This window comes from Capnocytophaga canis (assembly GCF_043187445.1).
GTDB classification, from domain to species: Bacteria; Bacteroidota; Bacteroidia; order Flavobacteriales; family Flavobacteriaceae; genus Capnocytophaga; species Capnocytophaga canis.
In genome coordinates this window covers 2,676,764-2,698,870 of the sequence record NZ_CP171121.1, presented here as the reverse complement: position 1 = coordinate 2,698,870, position 22,107 = coordinate 2,676,764, and the positions used below count along the sequence as shown (strand labels likewise).

The 22,107-nt window shown below is 34.5% G+C and carries 17 protein-coding genes; all 17 read right to left on the bottom strand.

What is annotated here, in order from left to right; all coding sequences use genetic code 11:
• Window positions 1-145: 145 nt before the first annotated feature.
• On the bottom strand, window positions 146-1,552 hold the full coding sequence (locus ACF3OB_RS11450; protein WP_392447787.1) for an aromatic amino acid lyase: 1,407 nt from the start codon (window positions 1,550-1,552) through the stop codon (window positions 146-148).
• Window positions 1,553-1,600: 48 nt separating this feature from the next.
• The gene (locus ACF3OB_RS11445) at window positions 1,601-1,891 is read right to left on the bottom strand and encodes an ATP-dependent Clp protease adaptor ClpS (protein WP_042345277.1); all 291 of its coding nucleotides are present in this window, start codon (window positions 1,889-1,891) and stop codon (window positions 1,601-1,603) included.
• A gap of 10 nt (window positions 1,892-1,901) precedes the next feature.
• Entirely contained in the window at window positions 1,902-2,735 is an 834-nt protein-coding gene (gene prmA / locus ACF3OB_RS11440) for a 50S ribosomal protein L11 methyltransferase (RefSeq protein WP_042006511.1), read from the bottom strand.
• 454 nt (window positions 2,736-3,189) lie between these two features.
• Entirely contained in the window at window positions 3,190-3,927 is a 738-nt protein-coding gene (lptB, locus tag ACF3OB_RS11435; RefSeq protein ID WP_042006509.1) for an LPS export ABC transporter ATP-binding protein, read from the bottom strand.
• Between the two features lie 190 nt (window positions 3,928-4,117).
• The gene (locus tag ACF3OB_RS11430) at window positions 4,118-4,771 is read right to left on the bottom strand and encodes a hypothetical protein (RefSeq protein WP_042006507.1); all 654 of its coding nucleotides are present in this window, start codon (window positions 4,769-4,771) and stop codon (window positions 4,118-4,120) included.
• A gap of 59 nt (window positions 4,772-4,830) precedes the next feature.
• Window positions 4,831-5,652, bottom strand: a complete 822-nt coding sequence (gene tatC, locus ACF3OB_RS11425; protein WP_172919032.1) for a twin-arginine translocase subunit TatC — start codon at window positions 5,650-5,652, stop codon at window positions 4,831-4,833.
• Window positions 5,653-5,904: 252 nt separating this feature from the next.
• Window positions 5,905-8,145 (bottom strand): helix-turn-helix domain-containing protein, encoded by a 2,241-nt coding sequence (locus ACF3OB_RS11420; protein WP_392447785.1) that lies wholly within the window; start codon window positions 8,143-8,145, stop codon window positions 5,905-5,907.
• A 244-nt stretch (window positions 8,146-8,389) separates the two neighbouring features.
• Window positions 8,390-9,472, bottom strand: coding sequence for a Wzz/FepE/Etk N-terminal domain-containing protein (locus ACF3OB_RS11415; protein WP_392447782.1), 1,083 nt, complete (start codon window positions 9,470-9,472; stop codon window positions 8,390-8,392).
• A 1-nt stretch (window position 9,473) separates the two neighbouring features.
• Window positions 9,474-11,894, bottom strand: a complete 2,421-nt coding sequence (locus tag ACF3OB_RS11410) for an SLBB domain-containing protein (protein WP_392447780.1) — start codon at window positions 11,892-11,894, stop codon at window positions 9,474-9,476.
• Window positions 11,895-12,025: 131 nt separating this feature from the next.
• A complete protein-coding gene (locus tag ACF3OB_RS11405) occupies window positions 12,026-12,880 on the bottom strand; it encodes an N-acetylglucosamine kinase (RefSeq protein ID WP_042006500.1) in 855 nt (284 codons plus the stop codon).
• 76 nt (window positions 12,881-12,956) lie between these two features.
• Window positions 12,957-13,958, bottom strand: a complete 1,002-nt coding sequence (gene gap / locus ACF3OB_RS11400; protein ID WP_042006499.1) for a type I glyceraldehyde-3-phosphate dehydrogenase — start codon at window positions 13,956-13,958, stop codon at window positions 12,957-12,959.
• Between the two features lie 133 nt (window positions 13,959-14,091).
• Window positions 14,092-14,568 carry a DinB family protein gene (locus tag ACF3OB_RS11395; RefSeq protein ID WP_392447778.1) on the bottom strand — a complete coding sequence of 159 codons (477 nt, stop codon included), beginning with the start codon at window positions 14,566-14,568 and terminating at the stop codon, window positions 14,092-14,094.
• A 201-nt stretch (window positions 14,569-14,769) separates the two neighbouring features.
• Window positions 14,770-15,396, bottom strand: coding sequence for a hypothetical protein (locus ACF3OB_RS11390; RefSeq protein ID WP_392447776.1), 627 nt, complete (start codon window positions 15,394-15,396; stop codon window positions 14,770-14,772).
• 377 nt (window positions 15,397-15,773) lie between these two features.
• Complete coding sequence (gene pfkA, locus ACF3OB_RS11385; protein ID WP_042006495.1) at window positions 15,774-16,754, bottom strand: 6-phosphofructokinase; 981 nt, start codon at window positions 16,752-16,754, stop codon at window positions 15,774-15,776.
• A gap of 179 nt (window positions 16,755-16,933) precedes the next feature.
• On the bottom strand, window positions 16,934-18,061 hold the full coding sequence (dnaN, locus tag ACF3OB_RS11380; RefSeq protein ID WP_042006493.1) for a DNA polymerase III subunit beta: 1,128 nt from the start codon (window positions 18,059-18,061) through the stop codon (window positions 16,934-16,936).
• A 301-nt stretch (window positions 18,062-18,362) separates the two neighbouring features.
• Entirely contained in the window at window positions 18,363-19,238 is an 876-nt protein-coding gene (sucD, locus tag ACF3OB_RS11375) for a succinate--CoA ligase subunit alpha (RefSeq protein ID WP_042006491.1), read from the bottom strand.
• A 132-nt stretch (window positions 19,239-19,370) separates the two neighbouring features.
• Window positions 19,371-21,866 (bottom strand): M60 family metallopeptidase, encoded by a 2,496-nt coding sequence (locus ACF3OB_RS11370; RefSeq protein WP_392447775.1) that lies wholly within the window; start codon window positions 21,864-21,866, stop codon window positions 19,371-19,373.
• Window positions 21,867-22,107 lie beyond the last annotated feature (241 nt).

Sequence of the window (22,107 nt, the reverse complement as noted above, 5' to 3'; positions counted from 1 at the left end):
GGAAGTGTTGTAAAAAGTATGATACTTTTAATAAAGTGGATATTTCTGTCAGGCTGAGCGTAGTCGAAGCCCTGTAATTACGAGGCTTCGACTACGCTCAGCCTGACAATCAAAACTACCATCATACTTTTTATAACACAACCATTTAGTTTTCATTCTTCTCTTTTTTAAAAAATTGTATGGTTTTTTCGATACTTTTTTTCAAGGATATCTTTTCTGTTTGTAACTCTAAATAGTCAATATATTCATTCAAAACAGAAGATGTGAAGGTCATTTTTTGATTTATTGACCATAGTACCGCGACTAATAACTCAACAGCTAATATTTGTTCAATATTTTCAATAACCTGCAAGCATTTTACAGCCGAACTACCTCCCATTCCTTTAATATCAGTCGTCTTTTCGGTAAAAATAGGGCTCTCAACACTTACAGGGGTAGATAACCGCTTATTTTCAGCTAAAATACTCTCTGTTATACGTTGAAAAACAGATAAATCTAAGAAAAAATCCTCCTTTTCATCTTCTCTTGATGAAATAAGATGAAAAATTCGTCGTTCTGACATATTTCCCAAACTTGTCAATGCTATAGCAAGAAAATCTAAACCTAATGACAAGGGTAAAGTATGTGAATTTCCACTGGAAATCAGTTGGTTTTCTTTAGAAAAAACCAACAAATTATCCGTTACAGAATTAATTTCGGTTTTAATAACTTTTCGAACATGGGCTACCGTATCTTTGACAGCCCCATGCACCTGTGGAATAGCACGAAAAGCCTCGGGAGCTGTATCAAACTCTGAACGTTCCACATTTATTTCATTGTTTTTCAGAAATTTGCGTAACGATTCTGCTGTTTGAATTTGCCCTTTATGTGGACGAACGATTTGGACTTGTTCTGAGAAGAACAAGTCACTCACTCCGAAAACTTGTGAAGAAACCGAAGCTATAAAATCCGATAACTCACACAATTTAAGAGCTTTGATCATATTAAAAGCTCCATAAGCAGTTGTCAATTGTGTACCTCCTAACAAGATTTCGGCTTCTTTTTCTTTCAGATGCAACGGTTTCCAACCAAATTTTTCTTCCAGCTCACAGGAGGAAAAAATCTTTCCTTTAATGCGTACCTCACCTTCGCCAATAAGCGGTAAAGACAGGTGTGCCAATGAAATACGATCATCTGGTGTATCTTTTGAATAAACAACTGGCAATACATTGTAATTAAAAAAATCCAAAAATCGTTCAATAATTTCTAGACGTATACCGCTGAATCCGTAGCAAAAAGACTGTATTTTTAAAAATAACATCAATTTTACCACCTCATCAGGAATGGCAGTACCTACACCACAGGCATAGGATTTCAATAAACGACACTGAAAATCAGCATTTTCGTTAGGAATATTTTGTTTTTGATGCTCAAGAGACCATCTACTCAAAAAATCTTGGCTTTTTTGGATATTTATTTTTGCCTCCTCCGATAATTTGAGTTTTACATCCTCAATTAAGAGATTTTCAATATTTTCTAAAAATAATGTATCGTTAGATATATAGTGATTCATTTCAATTTTTCGTTTAATTCGATCAGTTTTTCGACAAGAATATAGAAATCACTCAATTTCAGCACTTAAATCAGCATTTAAAAGTGCAGTACACATCGGTTCTAAGGTCTTGTAGGTTCCTGATTTTACATCACATTTTCCTTTGTAATGCACTATAATAGCACATTGTTCGGCTTGTTCATAGGTATGATCACAAACTCGTACCAATGTATCAATCACATGATCAAAGGTGTTTACATCATCGTTGTATAAAACAAGATGATATTCCCTATCCAATAATTCCTCAACAAGTGTTTCGGTCTCGGTTTGGGTTTGCTCTTTATGATTGAAAATTAGCATATTACAAAAATTAATCTTTTTTGACACATTTTACTGCTACCCATTCATTACGTTCTAAATTTTCAACAAATGAAAGACCATGTTTACTGCATTCCTCAAGGATTACTGGCATATCACTTTTGTAAAATCCACTGAGAAGCACCATTCCATTTTGCGATAGAGTCGCTGCGTACAACGAGAGATCATTTAATAAAATATTTCGATTGATATTAGCTATTACCACATCAAAATGCTCGTTTTTTAATAAAGAAGCATCACCTAACTTCACTTCAATACACTTACAATCATTTCGTTGTATATTCTCTATTGAATTTTCAACACACCAATCGTCAATATCTATTGCCGTAATTTTAGTCGCACCTCGTTTTTCACTCATAATCGCCAAAACACTGGTACCACAACCCATATCAAGTACCGATTTTCCGCTAAAATCGGTCTGTAATAAAAACTGCAACATCATATAAGTCGTTTCATGATGTCCTGTTCCAAAACTCATTTTGGGTTCGATAATAATATCATATTTAGTGTCTGTTTTTGGATGAAAAGGAGCCCGAACCGTACACAAACCATCTACTGAAATGGGATCAAAATTCTTTTCCCACTCTTCATTCCAATTTACTTGCTCAATAGTTCGGAATGAATAAGTTATGAGAAATTCCTCCGATTTTAAAATATAAATCTCATCTAAAATATGTTCATTCCACAAACTTTCTTGAATATAGGCCAAAATCCCTCGTTCGGTATCAACAAAACTCTCAAAACCCCATTCTGCTAACTCAGCCACCAGAATCTCAGAAGCAACTCCCTGAGGTTCTATTTTGAAATCATATTCTATATAATTCATTTGTAATACTTCTTTACTATTTTATACAAGTTTATTTTGAAAATATGATTTGCAGAACATTCTAATATAACTATTTCATATTTAAAATAATACACACAAACCAAATTCGTCTTAAATTTTTAGAACTTATTTGATACTCGATTAGCCATTCCACATAAACATTTTGGACAAAGGCTCTAATTTTACAAAAAATAAACCCCTAAAAATCAAATTCTTGCTATTGCTTTTCCCAGAAAAAATATACCAAATCAACGTATAACTAATTAAGAGTAAGTTAAGTGATACATCAATCTACTAATAATCAGAAACATAATTAATTTGGATTAATCACATTTTACAAACGACCTATGGAGCAACTCTTTCGAGTATTGAAAATGAAGAAGACATAAACATTGTATTCCTAACTATTTCAACAACGCTAATAGTTCAAAAAAATACAAGTGGGAACTCCTTACTAAAATAACTTTTTTCTTCTCAATTCAAAATTTTGTCCTAAATAAACTTTTCTAACCATTTGATCTTCTGCCAACTCTTCAGGAACTCCCGCTTTGAGAATTCCTCCCTCAAACATAAGATAAGTACGATCAGTAATCGCTAAAGTTTCCTGTACGTTATGGTCGGTGATTAGGATACCAATATTTTTATTTTTAAGCTGTGCAACAATACGTTGAATATCTTCTACAGCCACAGGATCAACTCCTGCAAAAGGTTCATCCAATAGAATAAATTTTGGACTTGTTGCTAATGCTCGTGCAATTTCAGTACGACGTCGCTCACCTCCTGATAATAAATCACCTCGGTTTTTGCGAATATGTCCCAAACCAAACTCTTCAATCAATGAATCGGTTTTCATCTGTTGTTCTTTTTTAGATAACTTGGTCAATTGCAACACACTTTTGATATTGTCCTCAATGCTCAATTTACGAAAAACGGAGGCTTCTTGTGCCAAGTACCCAATACCTCGCTGAGCTCTTTTATACATCGGATAGTCAGTAATATTCTCTCTATCAAGATAAATAGTTCCTCCATTGGGTTTAATCAACCCCACAATCATATAGAAAGATGTTGTTTTACCCGCTCCATTAGGCCCTAAAAGCCCAACAATTTCTCCTTGATTTACCTCCAAAGAAACGCCTTTAACAACTTTTCTTCCTTTATAGATTTTGATAATATCATTGACTATTAACTTCATCGTATGTAAAAAATATGCAATAAATTTAATTTTTCGAGCAATACTAATGGTATCTGTTAGAACAATACACTCCAAATAGTACCAAAGCTAACAAACCCCTCGTTTTGGGTAATTTTGCTTTAAATTCGGAGTAAACTATACCAAAAGATAAACTTTCCTGCTTGAATTTTGGTATAAAAATGGTTAGGATTTAAAACTCAAATCGGTATGGCATTTCATCCAATTCAGCCTCCAAATCCACCCAATCATGCACTTCGCTCACTAAACTATATACCATTGCTTCGGTGAGTATCTTACCTTCATAAATGTCCGTAATAGTCTGCTCTGAAGCATCTTCCTTGAAATAAGTTTCATCACCAAAGAAATCAAATGCCCATTGCTTATAGACGGCAGGATTAGTAGTGATTTGGTCAAATTTAGAAATAATTTCTTCAATTTCAAAATTTTCCTCAGCATTCCACGTTTCTCCATCCAATGACCACAACACGAACGGAATATCAGAATTCGAAAAATTTTTACGAAAATAAGGATGAAAAATCTTCGGTATTTTTTTTTCAAACAACTGACTGTTAGCATCTTTACTATCTTCCGAACTCGCTGACGGCACAATCAGACACGCCTTGTCAAGAAAATAGAACGACAGGGAGATTCCATCTTCATCCTCAAACCCTAAGCCCCATTGAGCCTCGGTGCCGTCATACTCCTCTTGCTTACTCTTGTAGAAGGTGTGGTAGGTTTCAAACTCATATCCACAAATAATCCAATCCATCACAGCTCTGCCACGACAAATCTGTTTTAACGTTTTCACGTTAGGTAATTGCTTTAGGTAGGTTTTACAATTCATTGAACCTTAAAATATTAAATTATGTTTTGAAAATATGATAATGTTTCATTTATAGGATTTTATTCCACTTTTGCCTTACGTTTTTGTTCCTTTTTCAAAACGTAGACTGAAATGAATATACTAATTTCATAAAGTAACATAATGGGGATAGCTACAATAATTTGACTCGCTACATCGGGAGGTGTGATGATTGCAGCTAAAATAAGTACCAAAACAAGTGCATGTCGACGATATTTCCTCATAAAAGTCGGGGTTATGAGTCCTAATTTGGTTAAAAAGTAAATGATAATAGGTAATTCAAATACTAAACCGCACGAAATTACGGATGATCGGACTACCGAAATGTAAGAATTTAGATCAATTTGGTTTGCAACTTCTTGACTAACAGTGTATGTTCCTAAAAAATTTATAGAAAGAGGTGCAATCATGTAATAACCAAACAACACTCCCATAAAAAACAACAAGGACGCTATGAAAATGAAACCACTCGCTATTTTTCGCTCATTTTCATATAGCCCTGGACTTATAAATCTCCAAATTTCATACAAAATATAAGGAAAACCAAGAATAACTCCTACCCAAATAGATGTCCATAAATGCACTGAAAATTGTCCTGCCATTGTTCTATTTTGGATGCTAAAAGGCAGTTTTTCCATACAGAAATCACTCTCATAATTAAAAAATTGTCCCAATTTACAAAACATTTCGTAGGTAATAAAATCACCTTTTCGAGGTCCAAAAATAATAGTATCGAAAATAAAATCTTTCAAGAAGAACGCCACTACGGCAATGACCAAAACGGCTACAGTGGAGCGGATTAGGTGCCACCGTAGTTCCTCCAAATGGTCTAAAAAAGACATTTCATCTTTTTGCTGTGTCATATAGTTGTTTGAAAATAAAGAGTATAGCTCTCTCCGTTTGATAAATAATGTGCAAATATACGTTTTGTTTTGAATTTTTGGAATTTTTAGAATAGTTTTTTGAAGCAGTACCACTAAAAAATTACTCTAAAAATCCTTTTATATAATTACATCAAATAGAACTTTTTGTTTCCTGATGCCGTTTAAAATACTGACTAAATGCACTTATAGTTTATAAACCATAAGGATGGGATTCTTGCAGAGTCTGTCTATTCATTCTGAACTCATATTTTTCAAAAAATAACTTTTAAAAAGGCGTAATTCATCCCAAGTGTATCTTTCGTTCAAAAGGTCATAGATATATCCTAAGCTCAAATCTTCTTCCTGTTCAAAAAGAGTTGTCAGTTCGTTTAGAGCCTGTTCGGATAGCAATTCTGAAATTTGCACCTTATCCATTTCCATTAACTTCATAAGATGTCGATAGATAGTTGCTGTGGTAAACATGCGTTTTTCTGCAACTGCCTCAACAGAACGCATTTCTTCCCATAATTGATAGGTGATATCATAGGTCGATTCTTTTTCTTTGGTAGCAATTTTTGTTGCCTGATGTGATTGCTCCTCCACAAAAAGTCGTTTTTCTTTCAGCTGTTCTTTTGCTTTTAATATTAAATTTTCACGAATCCTTACCAACGGCGAAAGATTGATGGAAGAATTATTAAATGGCTGTTGATTTTTAGCCAATTGCATCATTTGTCTTGTTTTAAATAGGCTACGTATTACTTCCGAAGTTACACTCTCCAAATCAATAAGTTCCTCACGAAATTGTTTCACTTTTTTATGAGTTTCAATCTCTTTTTGCACTCGTAAGACTTCATACCAAATAACCTCTAATCGTGGAAAAAAATAGAGATATGCCTTTTCAAAACGCTCATAGAGGAAGTTAAAATCATAGTCAGTATGTAAGATATGTTTCAACTGTTTGGTAAATTTTTCGGTCAGTATAACCATTTCAACGACTTGATTCATCTGTTCTAATGCCCAGTCTTTATAAAGATTCTTATTTCCCATATCTCCTACATAGCTACCTTTGTGTAAGTTCCAATTTCCTAGCAAATTATCCCATTGAAAACATTGTAAAACGGCATTCTCTAAGTACGCTTTTTCACCACTGACACATGCTTGAGAAAGTTGTTCTGGACTAGCTTTATTTACTGCATACTGAACCACTTCCTCACTATTTTCGATACCATATTTACTAACTTGAGAAAGCAATACCATTCCCTCCATGGAACGCAATCGAGAAAAAGCTACATACAATTGTCCTGGGGCAAACACATGGTCTAAATCTAAAATTGCCTTTTCGAAAGTAAGCCCCTGACTTTTATGTACAGTAATTGCCCAAGCTAACCTCAATGGATACTGTGAGAACGTTCCAAGTCGCTCTTCTTCAATTTCTTTGGTTTGCTCATTAATCTGATAGCGGATATTTTCCCATTCATGTTTTTCAACATTAATGGTTTTTCCTCCATCTAAAAGAACTTCAATCTCACCATCCGAAAGCCTCATCACTGTCCCCATTTTTCCATTAAAAAACAATTTTTCAGGTGATAAGTCGTTTTTAATGAACATAACCCTCGCTCCTTCTTTTAGGTAAATATATTTATCTATAGGATACATATATTCAGGAAAATCACCTACGATCTCTGCCTCAAACATATATTCTTTACTATGTAACTCTCTCATTTCATGATTGTTAATAGCATCAGCTTTGGCATTGTGAGTCGTCAAAGTGATATATTCATTTCGTCTATCCGATCTAAAATTAGGATTTACATAACCTTGTAATAATTCCATATTACTGAAATTCAATTTATTATCTCGAAGATTATTTAGTATGGAAATAAAATCATCATCCGACTGTCGATATATTTTATCCAACTCTACGTATAATAACGGATTTTCAGTAATAACTTTGGACTGAAAGAAAAATATCCCACTGTAGTATGTTTTCAAAACCTCCCATTCTTCGTTTTTGACTACGGGTGGTAGCTGCAATAAATCTCCAATAAACAAAACTTGTACCCCTCCAAAAGGACGTTTGTCTTTTCGAATATTTTGCAACATAAAATCCATAGCATCCAAAACATCGGCACGTAGCATACTCACCTCGTCAATAACCAATAGCTCCAAATGATGAAATAACTGTTGTTTATTTCTTCTCATTTTAAAGTGCTTACGCAATGTCATCCGATTTTCAAAACGCGAATTAGCATAAACCACAGGTGGATTGGACAATGTTGGTAAAAATGACGCAAAAGGCAACTGAAACATAGAGTGAATGGTAACTCCACCTGCATTCAAAGCTGCTATGCCTGTGGGAGCAACCACAATAGTATTTTTATGTGTAGTTTTAATGATTTTGTGCAGTAATGTAGTTTTTCCTGTTCCTGCTTTTCCTGTTAGAAATATATTTTGTGAGGTTTGATTTATTAACGTGAGTATGAGTTCCTCCATAAGGCAACTATTTTGATTGGGGTAAAGGTAAAAAATCTTTAGAATTTAGGCAAATAAACTTTAACATTCAATCCCCTTGAAATTCAATAGATTAAATGAATCAGTGAAGAGTAAACTTTTACCATAAAACAGTAACAAAATTTGAGAAAGAGTGATTATTTATGCATTCTTGTAGTAAATTATTAGTTTTGCCAACTCATACCAAACTATTTGACACATTCAATCAACAAAAAAAGAAGCCTTACTAAGCTTCTTTCTTTTGTTTAATCTGTTTGATAAAATCTTTTATAAAAACACCTCCTATACCAATCACTATACCTAAAAATGTCCAAATAGCAACTATCATTGGTCGTTTTGGTTTTGAACGCTCATTAGGAACACTCACAGGTTCAATAATAGTGAAAATAGGTTGGTCTTCTTTTACTTTTATCTTTTTGCTTTCTAATTGTTTAGCCAATTCAGAGTATACGCTGAAAGCCAAGTTATAATCTGTTTGTAATTGCTGTAAACGAGTTTGAGGTAACGAACTAAAAAGATTTCTATTTTTATCCTGAAACTGAGCCAAAGCAAATTGTTTACTTTTGAAATCTTTCTCAGCTTCTTGATAGCGTTCCTTAATAAAATCTAATTCTTCAACTGCTTTTTGAGTCTTAAATTCAGTAATACTCTCTTGTAATAAATTCTGAGCACTTTGTAACATCTGAGCAGCTGCTAAGGCCTCCGACATTGAGTAAGATAGCATAATCGTACCCTCTTTTTCATTGATTGTAATTGATAATTGACTATCAACGCTATTTAAAATTTCTCGCTCCTTTTGAGATAGTTGTAATACGGTCTTTTGTTCCTCAGAAGTGTTTTCTTCTTCTTTGCTTCCAAACAACAACCCAGGTAAACCTATAGTATATTTTTTCACATAATCCAATATACCGGGTTTTACATGATCCTCACAATAAGTTTTATAGGTAATCTTTTCTGAAATGTTTTCAAAATTCAAAGGTGTTTGTACTAATTTCTTTTTAAACGGAACACTTTGAACCACTTTTGGGTAAACTGTAATGGGAACCTCCTCTGAGGAAGCTCCGCCTAAGCTAATTCCAGCTATAGCCGCAAACCCACCTAATCCTCCTCCAATTGATTTACCATCAGTAGTTTGAGGAATCATCAGTGTAGTTGCGGTATATTCCTTTGACGAAAACAAAGCAACTAAGATTCCTATGATGAAAAATAAGATTGTAACTTTTAAGATATACTTACGAGCACCCCAAAGCTTTCGGATTAACTCCAATAAATCTATTGTATCTTCTTCTTTTTGTCTATTATTTTCCATTTTATTTTGTTATAACGTTATAAATCAATACCCCCATAGTGGTTATGGCTGAAATAATTCCGATGGTTTCTCCTGGTGAAAGTCGTTGACGTTCAGGTTTTGAAGGAACAATAATAATCGCTCCCGGCTTAATTTCTGGATAATTATTGAAAATCAAGGAAATATCTGTAGAACGAATATCACCATTAGCATACATCACATACACGGAACGTTTTTTAGCTCTATCAGAAAACCCTCCTGCTCTGTTCACATAATCACGAAGTGTCATCCCTTTTTGATAGCGAACCAGTGAAGGTGCTAACACTTCACCTCGAATTTCAACAGTTTGTTTTTCAGAGGGAATCAACAGCACATCGGATTCATTAAGAACCAAGTCATATTTACTATGCTTTTTTTCTAATATTTTTTGTAAATTAATTCCTATACGATATTCAGAAACTTTTTTTTCTATCTTTTTTAAAGATTTATCTTGATCACCAATGCTACCAATAGATATCAACTCATCCAAAAACTGCTCTTGCTTGACTTCACTCTCATCTAATTTCTTACGAATTAAAGTAGCTCCCTCAATATACGCATGAGGAGAAAATCCCCCCGCTCTCGCAATTAAATCTGAAATGCGCTCATCTTTGCTTTGTATGCTATACACACCAGGATAAAGTACCTCTCCTTCTATTTTTACGGATTGCATAGGAGTATAACCTTTAAGATAACGCACTGAAACGATGTCGTTGGGTTGTAATATAAAGTCCGAATCGTCTTCTGTTACTTTAAACTCTTGACTTAATTTTTTAAAATTTTGATCGTATGTTTCACGAAAAACGTCAATCGTTGACGCATCAGCTCCTTGTGCCAATCCTCCCGTAAGTACAATAACATCCTTTATAGTCATATTCTCCATAAAAGGAAGATCTTTAGGTTTATTAACAGCTCCTTCTACTTTTACAAAACGACTCATTTGTAAAGAATCCTTAAAAAAGATATGAATACTATCGTTATCCTTAAGAGCTATATTGTGCTTCTGTTCAATCAAATCCTTCACGGAAAAATTGATGGTTTGATAATCAACTCTGTTCAAAGTTCTGAAAATCAGACCCCTTTCTAACGAAGCTTCTCTTTTAAGTCCATTAGCTCGATTTAATAAATCAAAAGCTGTCATTCCCTCTTTAAACTCATACGTACCAGGTTGGTAAACAGCTCCTCCAATACTCAATCGGTTTTCGTATTCATCTGTGATTGGATGGATGTTTAATTTATCTCCATTTTGCATTTTAAAATTTGCTATGTTTTCGAACATAACTTCACGAACTTCTCGTTTAGCATCTTTAATACGTTCAACAACCAATGTATTTACAAATGCATCTGATTCGAATCCTCCAAAAAAGGTAACTAAGTTTGCTAAAGTCTCTCCTTCCTTCGTTTCATAAGCTCCTTCTCTTTTTACACGACCCTCAACCCAAATACGATTTATGTAAGGAGGTACAATGATTACATCTTGGTCTTGCAATGTCAAATTGCCTTTTTCCGACCCTTTAATCAGGAAATCATAAACATCAAAAATAGCAACTTGTTTTCCTCCTCTGATTAATTTAATCTCTCGAAATGAACCACTTTCAGTGGGACCACCACAAGCATATAGAGCATTAAGAACTGTAGACAAAGCACTTAGCGAATATGTCCCAGGGACAACAACCTCTCCAATAATATTAACACTCACGGTACGCACCTGAGTGATAGTTACACCTGTATATATTTTGTTATAGCTACCTTCAGAAGCAGAAATTCCAGAATAAATACGCTTTAACTGAGAATTTACTTTCGCTTTAACTTGATTTAATGGCAAGCCTAACACATTAATTTTCCCTACACCATTAACAGATATATTACCTTGATTATCAACAACCTGTTTAAATGAAGTTTCTGTAGCTCCCCAAACTTCAATCAGCAATTCATCTCCTACCCCTACTTGATAAGTTTCAGGAGTTACCATATTGCTATTTGGCGTAAACGAAATTTTAGGATTTTTGAAAAAATTCATTCCAAAAATACTATTCTTATCATTTTTAACCGCTAATGAGTCTTTATTTTCTTGACCAGTAAACCCAATTGCTTCTGAATCAACTCGCTGTGATATTTGTTTCTGGTTAGAAGAAGGCGTTGATGTGGATAACTGCAAAATACGTTGTCTCAACTTATTTGCTTGAATTTCAGACATTCCTCGAGTTCGTGCTCCTACAATAAGCTGTTCTAAAGAATAACCTTGATCTTGAGCCTTTTTCCAATAAGCTCTAATTTGCTCATCGGATAAGTTATCTACATTTACTGAAGATATTTGTTGTACATCCATTTCAGTCTGTGCTATAGACACATGAAACGACCCAATAAACAACAAAAAAACAACAAAAAGTTTAATTTTTAACATAATACTTCTATATTTGGCGCAAATATAAAACATATTTTTATAAGAGTAAAAGGGTAACGTTTTTTTTAGCAATAAAATAAAGACTTCAGCATAAAAAATGTTGAAGCCTTTATTCCATAATTTAATTTTGACTATTTCACTTTATTAACATGGAAAGCCACCAACCCATCAATAGGTTTACGTAATACGTTACCTAACTTCAAATTATTTTCTGTAAGCACCTCTTTTAGAATATCTTGCAAATAAAAAGCAATGCTTCCTACAAAATTAATTGGCACTTCATAACGAGCCTCGTATTGCGAAATCCAATGATCAACAAACAGCTGTACTCCATTGCGAACAATATTTCGACAATAGTCGTGTTCCTTATTTTCTACAATGAACTTTGCAAACGTTGCTAAATAACTATTTGGATTCGGAAGTTTATACAAGTGATTTTTGATAACATCTGAGTTTAAATCATACTCTTTCTCAAATTTTTGAGCTAATTCTTTGGGCATTTTATTGAAAAAGTAATCTGTAACCAGACGCTTTCCGTAGAAGTTTCCGCTGGATTCATCCATCAGAATATATCCTAGAGAATCAACTGCTTGAACTAATTTTTCTCCATTCCAGTAGGAGCAATTAGCCCCCGTACCAAGAATACAAACAATAGCCTTATCTTCAGGACGCGTAGTTGCATAAACCGCAGCAAAAGTATCTTCTTTTACATCAATTTTGGCTGTTCTGAAAATAGTTTGCAAAGTACGAGCCATAAACGAAGTCATACGCTCTGTACCGCAACCTGCACCATAAAAATACAATCCTGTAACTTTATCTTTGTTTGAGAATAAGTCATTATTAGTCGTAATACGCTCAATAATGAGTTCCTCTGTCAAAACTTCTGGGTTCAAGCCCAAAGTTTGTGTAAAAAACAATTGCTCTCCTTTGTCATTTAGTGCCGTCCAATCCGCCTTGGTAGCTCCACTATCAACAATTAAAATCATATTTTTCTAATTTATTTATTGAGTAATTAAAAAATTAAGGCTGTTTGACTCCGCCAAACAGCCTTGAAATATACTATTATAAAGAAGCTACGTGCTCTGCCAAATCAACCAATTTGTTAGAGTATCCTGCTTCGTTATCGTACCAAGAAACTACTTTGAAGAAGTTTTTGCTTAATGCAATACCTGCTTTCTCATCGTAGATTGAAGTTCTTTTATCTCCTACAAAATCTTGAGAAACAACAAGTTCGTTAGTATATCCTAAGATACCTTTCAACTCTCCTTCTGATGCTTTTTTCATTGCAGCGTTGATTTCTTCAAGTGAAGTATCTTTTTTAGTACGAACTGTTAAATCCACTACTGAAACGTCAGCTGTTGGAACGCGGAACGCCATACCTGTTAATTTTCCGTTCAATTCAGGAATAACTTTTCCTACCGCTTTAGCTGCTCCTGTTGATGAAGGAATGATGTTGATAAGTGCTGAACGACCGCCTCTCCAGTCTTTTTTAGAAGGACCATCAACAGTTAATTGTGTAGCTGTTGTAGCGTGAACTGTTGTCATCAAAGCCTCTTCAATTCCGAAAGCATCGTTGATAACTTTAGCGATAGGAGCCAAACAGTTTGTTGTACAAGAAGCGTTAGAAACGATGTTGTCAGTTGGTTTTACTGATTTGTGGTTAACTCCCATTACGAACATTGGAGCATCAGCAGATGGAGCAGAAATAACTACTTTTTTAGCACCTGCATTGATGTGAGCTTGAGCTTTTTCCAATGTAGTAAAAATACCTGTACATTCAGCAACTACAGTAGCTCCAACTTCATTCCATTTCAAGTTTGCTGGGTCTTTTTCAGCAGTGATACGAACCACTTTTCCGTCAACTACCAAGTTTCCGTCTTTTACTTCTACGTTTCCTTTGAAAGTTCCGTGAACTGAATCATATTTTAAAAGATAAGCGATGTATTCTACATCTTGAAGGTCGTTAATCCCTACGATTTCTACATTTGGTCTTTCGTAAACCGCTCTAAACACAAGACGTCCAATGCGTCCGAATCCGTTGATTCCAATTTTTAATGTTGACATAATTATTTTTTTATTTGTTATTAAATTATTTTTTCTGCAATTAGCTATTGGCTTTTGGCTGATAGCCTTTGTATTTCATTTTTTATAGTTTTTCTAATTTTGAAAATGTTTTTCAACAATTGATAATTAATTCCTAATACTCACCATAAAAGGCGGGTGGCTCTATGCCCAAAGCCCGCAGATAAACATAGCCTTGTCCTCGATGATGTATTTCATTTTCAAGTAGATAGATTAAATTTTCAATAAGAGCATAATTATACATTCCAAACATATTGAAAATCTCACGATATTTTTCTTGTGATGTTTCCTTGCCAAATTTTTCAATCAAAATGGTAATTTTGTCCCAATGGGTTAAAATTTCAACTTTGGTTTTTCCGGCATATCCCATAAAATCAGAAAATTCAACAACTTGATTCTCAGATACTTGTTTAATTGATAAATCAGTTAGATAAACCAACTCATCAACGATATTTGCAAACGGACGCATTCCACCGATTGAAAATTCAAATAATTCTTTTTCGGGAAACGCTTCTATCACCTTACGTGTCAATCGCCGATTTGATTGCCAATTTGCGATCCATTCTTGGGGCGTGACGATATCTTTACTCACTTTTTCTACTATTTTAATCCTTGCAAATATACGATTTTTAAATGTTAAATTTTCACAAAAAACCTTTATATCCTATTTTGTTCTGCTTGTTTTTTACTCTATTCCATTTTTAGGGGCAATCAGATTAGTATCTTCTATTACTTAAAGCAACTCCTGAATGGCAACGGGTTATCTATTGATGGTTTTCTTTTGTTTCTTTTTTTACAGAAGACCCTTATCTCTGATCTCTCTATGTATTTTGGAAATATCATCAGGAATTTCTCCTGAAATGAGCCAACGAACATCCAATCCGTTGTGAATTGCCGATTTTATCAAATACGGATTATCGGCAATCAGCTCTCCGAATTTTTGTAAATCTTCTTGAAACTCCATAAAATAATCTTCGTGCATTTTCTTTATCAAAATCAGCAATTTAAATGCTCGGGCAATAACTGCCGTACAAAATTTTTGAGCTTTTTTAAAATTTTGTTCCAAAATATCTTTTTTATGAGTTTCGAGAATTTTACAAATCATTGATAAATTCAACGAAATTTCTCCGAATTTATCTTTGGTTATGCTTACGTGTTCGTTAATCATACCGCTTAACTCACGAACTTCCATATTAAGCACTCCAGACGAATAAACATATTTAGCTCTTCGCTCGATAATTTCCTCTATTTTTTCTTGTGTTTTTTGGCGTTTTTCCTCGACAGATTCCTCACTAACCAACTCAAACAAAAGCCGATTTGCTAAGACCAAATCTTTTTTTAATAATCTGAAAATGAGTTTATCTTTTTCTGCTGACGATAAGTGACTTATCGCCTCTTTTAACTCTTTAGGTATAATCATTCTTATTAGATTTCAAAAACTGTGTCTGCTTCTATTTCTAAATTCGGGAAAATCACCGAAGTAAAAAACATCGCCTTCAAAAATAGGTTTAAGTAGTCCATATTTGTTATCTTCCAAAACATACACAAAAATAGCTTTTTCAGTAGAATGAACTACCCAACATTCCTGAACATCAACCTCTCTTCGTATAACTCGTAAAAATCTTGCCCTTGAAAAGTTCTACTTTTTCCTTCTATTTTCAAAGTGAATAATCAGTTTAGGTATAAATCCCGTTTGGTTCCAATTGCCATAAACTTGTGATTTCCATAATATTTGTGTTTTTTGATTACTTAAAACTCAAAAATTGAAAACAACTTTTCAAGGGCAATGATTTTGTATTATACGCTCATAATCTCTGCTACGCGAACAAGTTCCATATCCAATTTGCTTCCACCTTTGATGGCTTTTTCGAGCGGTGTTAAATCTATAACATCGTTATTTACTCCAACCATATAGTTTGATTTTCCTTCTAAAAGTGTTTCTACGGCTTTCACTCCCATACGACTGGCAAGAACACGATCATAGCACGAAGGAGCTCCTCCACGTTGCATATGCCCTAAGATTGCCACACGGATATCAAATCCAGGGTGTTTGCTCTCCACGTATTCTTTCAATTGGAATACATTTTTCCCCGATTTGTCCCCTTCAGCAACAATAATGATATTCGAAGTTTTTCCTTTAGCATATCCTTTCTCTATATCAGCTAACAATTCTTCGGCTGTAGTATTTTCCTCTGGGATTAAGATTCGTTCAGCCCCTACTCCAATACCTGTATTCAGTGCTATAAACCCTGCATCGCGTCCCATCACCTCAATAAAAAACATACGATCATGGGAACTTGCCGTATCTCGGATTTTATCAATAGCCTCAACAGCTGTATTTAAAGCTGTATCGTACCCCAAGGTATGGCTAGTTCCATAGATGTCGTTATCAATGGTTCCTGGGATTCCCATCACTGGAAAATTAAATTCTTCATTGAACAACAACGCTCCTGTAAAAGAACCATCCCCACCGATAACAATTAACGCATCTGCTCCTGATTTTTTTAGATTTTCATAAGCTTTTTTACGTCCCTCAGGAGTTCTAAACTCTTTAGAACGAGCTGATTTCAAAAATGTTCCTCCTTTGTTAATAGTATCACGAACGCTACGAGCATTCAACTCAACAAAATCGCCCTCTATCATTCCCTGATAGCCACGATACACACCTAATACTTCTACGTTGTGATATGCACACGTACGCACTACAGCACGAATGGCTGCATTCATTCCAGGAGCGTCTCCCCCTGAAGTCAATACTGCTATTTTTTTTACTGACATTGTCTTATTTATTTTTTATTTTCTATTCTATTTTTTGGGACGTAAAGTTACAGTTTTTTTCTTAAATATAAGATATTTTTTTCTTCTTTTTTCTCGAAAACGTTTTCCAAATCTAGGTTATTTACCAAATAACATATAAAAAGCTGCCTTTACAGACAGCTTTTAAAATTTATTTATTTTTATTGTGCTTGTTGGTTTAGCATAATAGGCATTGCCAACATAAGCACTTTCTCACCTACATCCAACCCATCAAGAGGAGTCAAAATTCCTGCCCTATTAGGATACGACATTTCGAGCATCACCTCGTCCGATTCTAAATTATTCAACATTTCAATCAAAAAACGGGAATTAAATCCAATTTCTATATCATCCCCTTGGTAGTCACATGCGAAACGTTCTTCAGCTCGGTTACTATAATCAACATCTTCAGCTGAAATTTGCAGATCAGACCCTGCAACTTTCAATCGAATTTGATGTGTGGTTTTGTTGGAAAAAATAGAAACCCGACGTGCTGAACCTAAAAACTGTAATCTGTTTACAGTTAATTTATTAGGATTCTCTTTCGGAATTACTGCATCATAATTTGGATATTTTCCATCAATCAATCGGCAGATAATTTCCATATCATCAAAAGAGAATTTTGCATTACTTTCGTTATATTCAATCGTAACCTCCGATTCGCTTCCTGCTAAAATTCCTTTTAACAAGTTTAGAGGTTTTTTAGGCATAATAAAATCGGAACTTTCCGTTGCTTTGATATCCGTACGTTGGTATTTTACCAATTTGTGAGCATCCGTTGCCACAAAAGTCAAGCCCTCATCATTAAATTCAAAGAATACACCACTCATTGTCGGACGCAAATCATCATTTCCAACAGCAAAAATGGTTTTCTGAATAGCCGTAGCTAAGATATCTCCTAATAAACTTACTTTACTTGCTTCTGGTAAACTAATTGGTTTAGGAAAATCTTCGGCGCTGAAATAAGTCAACTGATAATTACCATTTGTTGTGCTGATTTCAATCTGGTTTCCTTCTTTCACAATGAAAGTAAGAGGTTGTTCAGGAAATGCTTTTAGTGATTCAATCAATAATTTAGCAGGAACGGCAATACTTCCTTCTGAATCAGACTCCACTTCCAAAGTACCTTTTACGGTGGTTTCCAAATCCGATGCTGAAACAGTCAAAAGATTAGGACTTAGTTCAAACAGAAAATTATCAAGTATCGGCATGGTGTTATTGCTATTAATAACTCCACCTATGACTTGTAATTTCTTCAATAAGTACGAACTTGATACAATGAATTTCATATTCTTACGATTTTTATTTTTCTTCCTTCCTCAGAAGGATGCTTTTTCATTACAGTATAATTTTAGCGACAAAAGTACTCAAAAAAAATATTTCTTCAAAAAAATATTTTTTTCAGTTTATAATAAAATATTTTTTTGAAGAAATATTTTATTAAATTATTGATTTTCAAAATATAAAAATTATATCGCGAAACCATAGATTTTCATTAACTTCTCAGACCTTACAGAAAAAATTTATAAATCAAAAAGGCTATCCGTTTTTTCTAGGACAGCCTATTCATTCACATTATCTTCTGAGAATTTATTTTTTCAATACTTCAGCTACTTTCTCCCCAATTTTAGCTGGTGAGTCTACAACATGAATACCGCATTCTTTTAAAATACGTTTTTTAGCTTCAGCAGTGTCATCAGCACCTCCTACAATAGCTCCTGCATGTCCCATTGTTCTTCCTTTTGGAGCGGTTTCTCCAGCGATGAACCCTACAACAGGTTTTTTATTTCCGTTAGCTTTAATCCAACGGGCTGCTTCCGATTCCAACTGTCCTCCAATTTCTCCAATCATTACGATACACTCTGTTTCAGGGTCGTTCATTAAAAGTTCAACAGCTTCCTTAGTGGTTGTTCCGATAATTGGGTCACCTCCAATACCAATAGCCGTGGTAATCCCTAAACCTTGACGTACGATTTGATCTGCTGCTTCATAGGTTAAAGTTCCTGATTTTGAAACGATTCCTACTTTTCCTTTTTTGAAAATGAACCCGGGCATGATGCCTACTTTAGCTTCTTCAGGAGTGATAACCCCAGGACAGTTTGGCCCAATTAAACGACAGTCTTTATCTTTAATATAGTCCGATACTTTAATCATATCTGCAACAGGAATCCCCTCTGTGATAGTAATAATCACTTTGATTCCTGCATCGGCAGCTTCCATAATGGCATCAGCAGCAAATGCAGGTGGAACGAAAATGATTGAAACATCTGCTCCCGTTTCTTTAACAGCTTCTCTCACTGTATTGAAAACAGGTTTTCCTAAATGTACCTGCCCACCTTTGTTAGGAGTGATACCTCCCACTACGTTTGTTCCGTACTCAATCATCTGTTCAGCATGGAAAGTTCCCTCGCTTCCAGTGAATCCTTGTACAATTATTTTTGAATTTTTATTAACTAATACGCTCATGTTTTTTTATTTAGTATTTCGCAAAAGTAAATATTTCTTTCGAAAATAAAAAATTATTTGTGCAGAAAAATCAAGAATACTGAATTTTAATTTTACAAGATAGGAGTTTACAACTGATGGTGTGTGATTGATTTAAAAAGTAACCTCGGTTCTTGTGCCGTCATAGGCAATTGCATAAACTATTACATTTGTTGCCGCTGTATTTTTAAAATCGAATGAATTTTTGTTGGTCGCATAAATCAAATCGTTATTACTGTAAACTTCATAAGCAACCACATTTTTATATCCAATGGTGGTCACTGTCGTCCCTCTTCTGGTAGCTGTCCCTTTAATAACGGAGGATTGGTCTCTGAAATATGTCCAATTGCTATCGCAAATATATTCTATCTTATCCGTTATTGGAGGAAGTCCTAAAACATTGATTTCTTTTCTGATTTGATCAACATACTCTTGCGTCACAGTCAATTGTCGGGTAGCATAATCTTTAATTGATTTATCAACAGGTTTATAGAATCCCCATTTTTCAAAAAAAGAAATAAGATTCATTCCCGCCATTTCAGAGGCTATTTTGGTGAAATCTACTTGATATTCTCCATCTTTCAAGGTCGGTTTTAAATCAATTGTTCGCATTTTCTCATAGAATCGTGCGTAAAAAGTAGGGTCATTTTTCACTCTTGAAAAGTATAAATTTAATTGCCAGAAAGGTATTAAACGGCAGAATACATCTGGAATTTCACAATTTGGCACATCTGGAATCAAACCTATATTGTAAGCCTTTTCATAACGGTTATTATAACCACCCTCGCCTTGCATGGATTCTACTTCCAAACGTGTTGGGGTATTCCAAGCGGTTTGGATATTCATAGGGTTCATATTTACGGAAACTTCGGTCATACCAATCCACTGAAAAACAGGAGGTACTTGATGAGCATGTCCAATTTCGTGTGCTACCCCCCAAATGTTATTCCCTGTTTTCAAAACATCGGGATTACAAACCGTTGACATAGTACTTTCGTGATAGGAAGTCCTATATGCCGTACAATACATGTAAGAGTGATACATCACTTGAAAATAAGCTCTATTGGTCATGGCTCTCTCGCCTATAGTTCCTGCAAAAATATGGGTTTGACGCACAATTTCATCATAAATATCAATCAATTCCTTTCCTTTAGAAGTTGCGTATGCCTTGTAACTTTCGGTCGGATAGCACAAATGAGCATGTTCTCCAATTACATCAAAATACTTATTAGTTGCAGCACTTATCAAACGATTCCAATCATTAACCGCAGTATGTTTTGTTTTATCGTAGTATCCATTGACATTCCCTGTTGCAAAATGTATTTTAATTCTGGGTGCTGTTGCATAGTTAGGAGTTTGGTACTGTAAATAGATAAGTCCCTTTGAACCTGCTTTTATTTTGTTAACACCTTCATACAAGGGATGATATGAAGCTTGGTCAAAACCATCTCCCCCTGGTTTATCCAAGTTCATTATTTTAATTTGTAGCTTTTGACCCTTGGTTTCTCCTACAAAAACAACCAAATCTTCTCCTTCGTTCACGGAAATTCCCGTTGGATTATCAAGATTACTATAGGCATATTGCATACGATTTTTAGTCTTAATTACATTTGGATCAGCCCAAGCTCTATATTCCTGTATGCGAAATTCTGACTGATATTGATTGTTTTTAATTAGCATAGCAATATTCTTATAAAATGTATTGCTAATACTTTGAATCTCTTGCTCGGTAATTCCTTCTTTAAGTTCCGAACAAGTTATATCTTTAAATATGGAAAGAGCATCAGAATTACTGGTTCTTTTAGCATAGAATTCAATTTCTGCAGCAGATGCAAATCCTGCCCCATTGCCTTGTCCCGATTTAACAACGAGCTTAAACGACCTTGCTCCTACAATGGTTGCACCGAAGTTCACTCGACTCACAGCCCCTGTACCACCAAAATCAACATCTTTAACTTTTGTATATTCGGATTTCTTCTCCGTACTAACCCAAATTTCTACCTCTTTAAAATGACCATTCGAGCTATTGGTTCTCGGGTAATACATCATATAATCCACGTCCTTTGCACTTTCCAATGCTAATTCGATGGTAATCGGAAAATAATTAGAGGCTCTGTTGTCCCACGCCGAATGATATATCTCAGCATCTGAACCCCCTTTCAAATTTCCATCAAAGACCTTTTCAATCTCGGAACCCTTCTGAAAAGAAGACGCAGAACCTGTAACTATTTTCAACTTCAAATCATGTTCTATGCTATCCGGATTTGGATATATACCAAGCTGGGTTACCAAAAAATTGTAAGTTACTCGTTCTCCTATTAATTGTAAAGTTGCTGAACGCTCTCCTCCCTTATTTGAGACTGTTGCAATTTTAAACCCTCCTTTTTCCTTTACGGCTGTTAGCCATGAAGCAGCTTCCGTTGGCACTACAATTCGCCAATTCGATACATTTGTTTGTACTTCAATAAACTCAAAAGACGCTTCTCTAGAAACTTCTATGGAATCTTTAAGGGTAAAGTAAGGCGTTTCCTCTACTTCCTTTTTACATCCAACAGTGAGTATTGCTGTAAATGTAAAAAATAACAATGTTTTTATCAATTTTATTCTCATTTCTACGTTAGTTTTCGACAAAAGTATCAAATATATTTTTCTCTTACAATGCTTTGATAAAATATGTTGAACAGAAAATAATCAAACAGGAAACACTTCGATATAAAACAGTTTTGCTCACTGAGAGCGAATATCAAACAGAAATAGTGTAAATATGTATATGATAAAAGCTACATAAAAAAATCTTAAAAAATTTCTTCTTTTTATTTTTAATTTAGTAACTTTGTAGAGTTTTAGAACC

Excerpts from the sequence above, each read along its gene's own strand:
- ACF3OB_RS11450 (WP_392447787.1), bottom strand. The coding sequence starts at position 1,552 with ATGAATCACTATATATCTAACGATACATTATTTTTAGAAAATATTGAA.
- ACF3OB_RS11445 (WP_042345277.1), bottom strand. The coding sequence starts at position 1,891 with ATGCTAATTTTCAATCATAAAGAGCAAACCCAAACCGAGACCGAAACA.
- prmA (WP_042006511.1), bottom strand. The coding sequence starts at position 2,735 with ATGAATTATATAGAATATGATTTCAAAATAGAACCTCAGGGAGTTGCT.
- lptB (WP_042006509.1), bottom strand. The coding sequence starts at position 3,927 with ATGAAGTTAATAGTCAATGATATTATCAAAATCTATAAAGGAAGAAAA.
- ACF3OB_RS11430 (WP_042006507.1), bottom strand. The coding sequence starts at position 4,771 with ATGAATTGTAAAACCTACCTAAAGCAATTACCTAACGTGAAAACGTTA.
- tatC (WP_172919032.1), bottom strand. The coding sequence starts at position 5,652 with ATGACACAGCAAAAAGATGAAATGTCTTTTTTAGACCATTTGGAGGAA.
- ACF3OB_RS11420 (WP_392447785.1), bottom strand. The coding sequence starts at position 8,145 with ATGGAGGAACTCATACTCACGTTAATAAATCAAACCTCACAAAATATA.
- ACF3OB_RS11415 (WP_392447782.1), bottom strand. The coding sequence starts at position 9,472 with ATGGAAAATAATAGACAAAAAGAAGAAGATACAATAGATTTATTGGAG.
- ACF3OB_RS11410 (WP_392447780.1), bottom strand. The coding sequence starts at position 11,894 with ATGTTAAAAATTAAACTTTTTGTTGTTTTTTTGTTGTTTATTGGGTCG.
- ACF3OB_RS11405 (WP_042006500.1), bottom strand. The coding sequence starts at position 12,880 with ATGATTTTAATTGTTGATAGTGGAGCTACCAAGGCGGATTGGACGGCA.
- gap (WP_042006499.1), bottom strand. The coding sequence starts at position 13,958 with ATGTCAACATTAAAAATTGGAATCAACGGATTCGGACGCATTGGACGT.
- ACF3OB_RS11390 (WP_392447776.1), bottom strand. The coding sequence starts at position 15,396 with ATGATTATACCTAAAGAGTTAAAAGAGGCGATAAGTCACTTATCGTCA.
- pfkA (WP_042006495.1), bottom strand. The coding sequence starts at position 16,754 with ATGTCAGTAAAAAAAATAGCAGTATTGACTTCAGGGGGAGACGCTCCT.
- dnaN (WP_042006493.1), bottom strand. The coding sequence starts at position 18,061 with ATGAAATTCATTGTATCAAGTTCGTACTTATTGAAGAAATTACAAGTC.
- sucD (WP_042006491.1), bottom strand. The coding sequence starts at position 19,238 with ATGAGCGTATTAGTTAATAAAAATTCAAAAATAATTGTACAAGGATTC.
- ACF3OB_RS11370 (WP_392447775.1), bottom strand. The coding sequence starts at position 21,866 with ATGAGAATAAAATTGATAAAAACATTGTTATTTTTTACATTTACAGCA.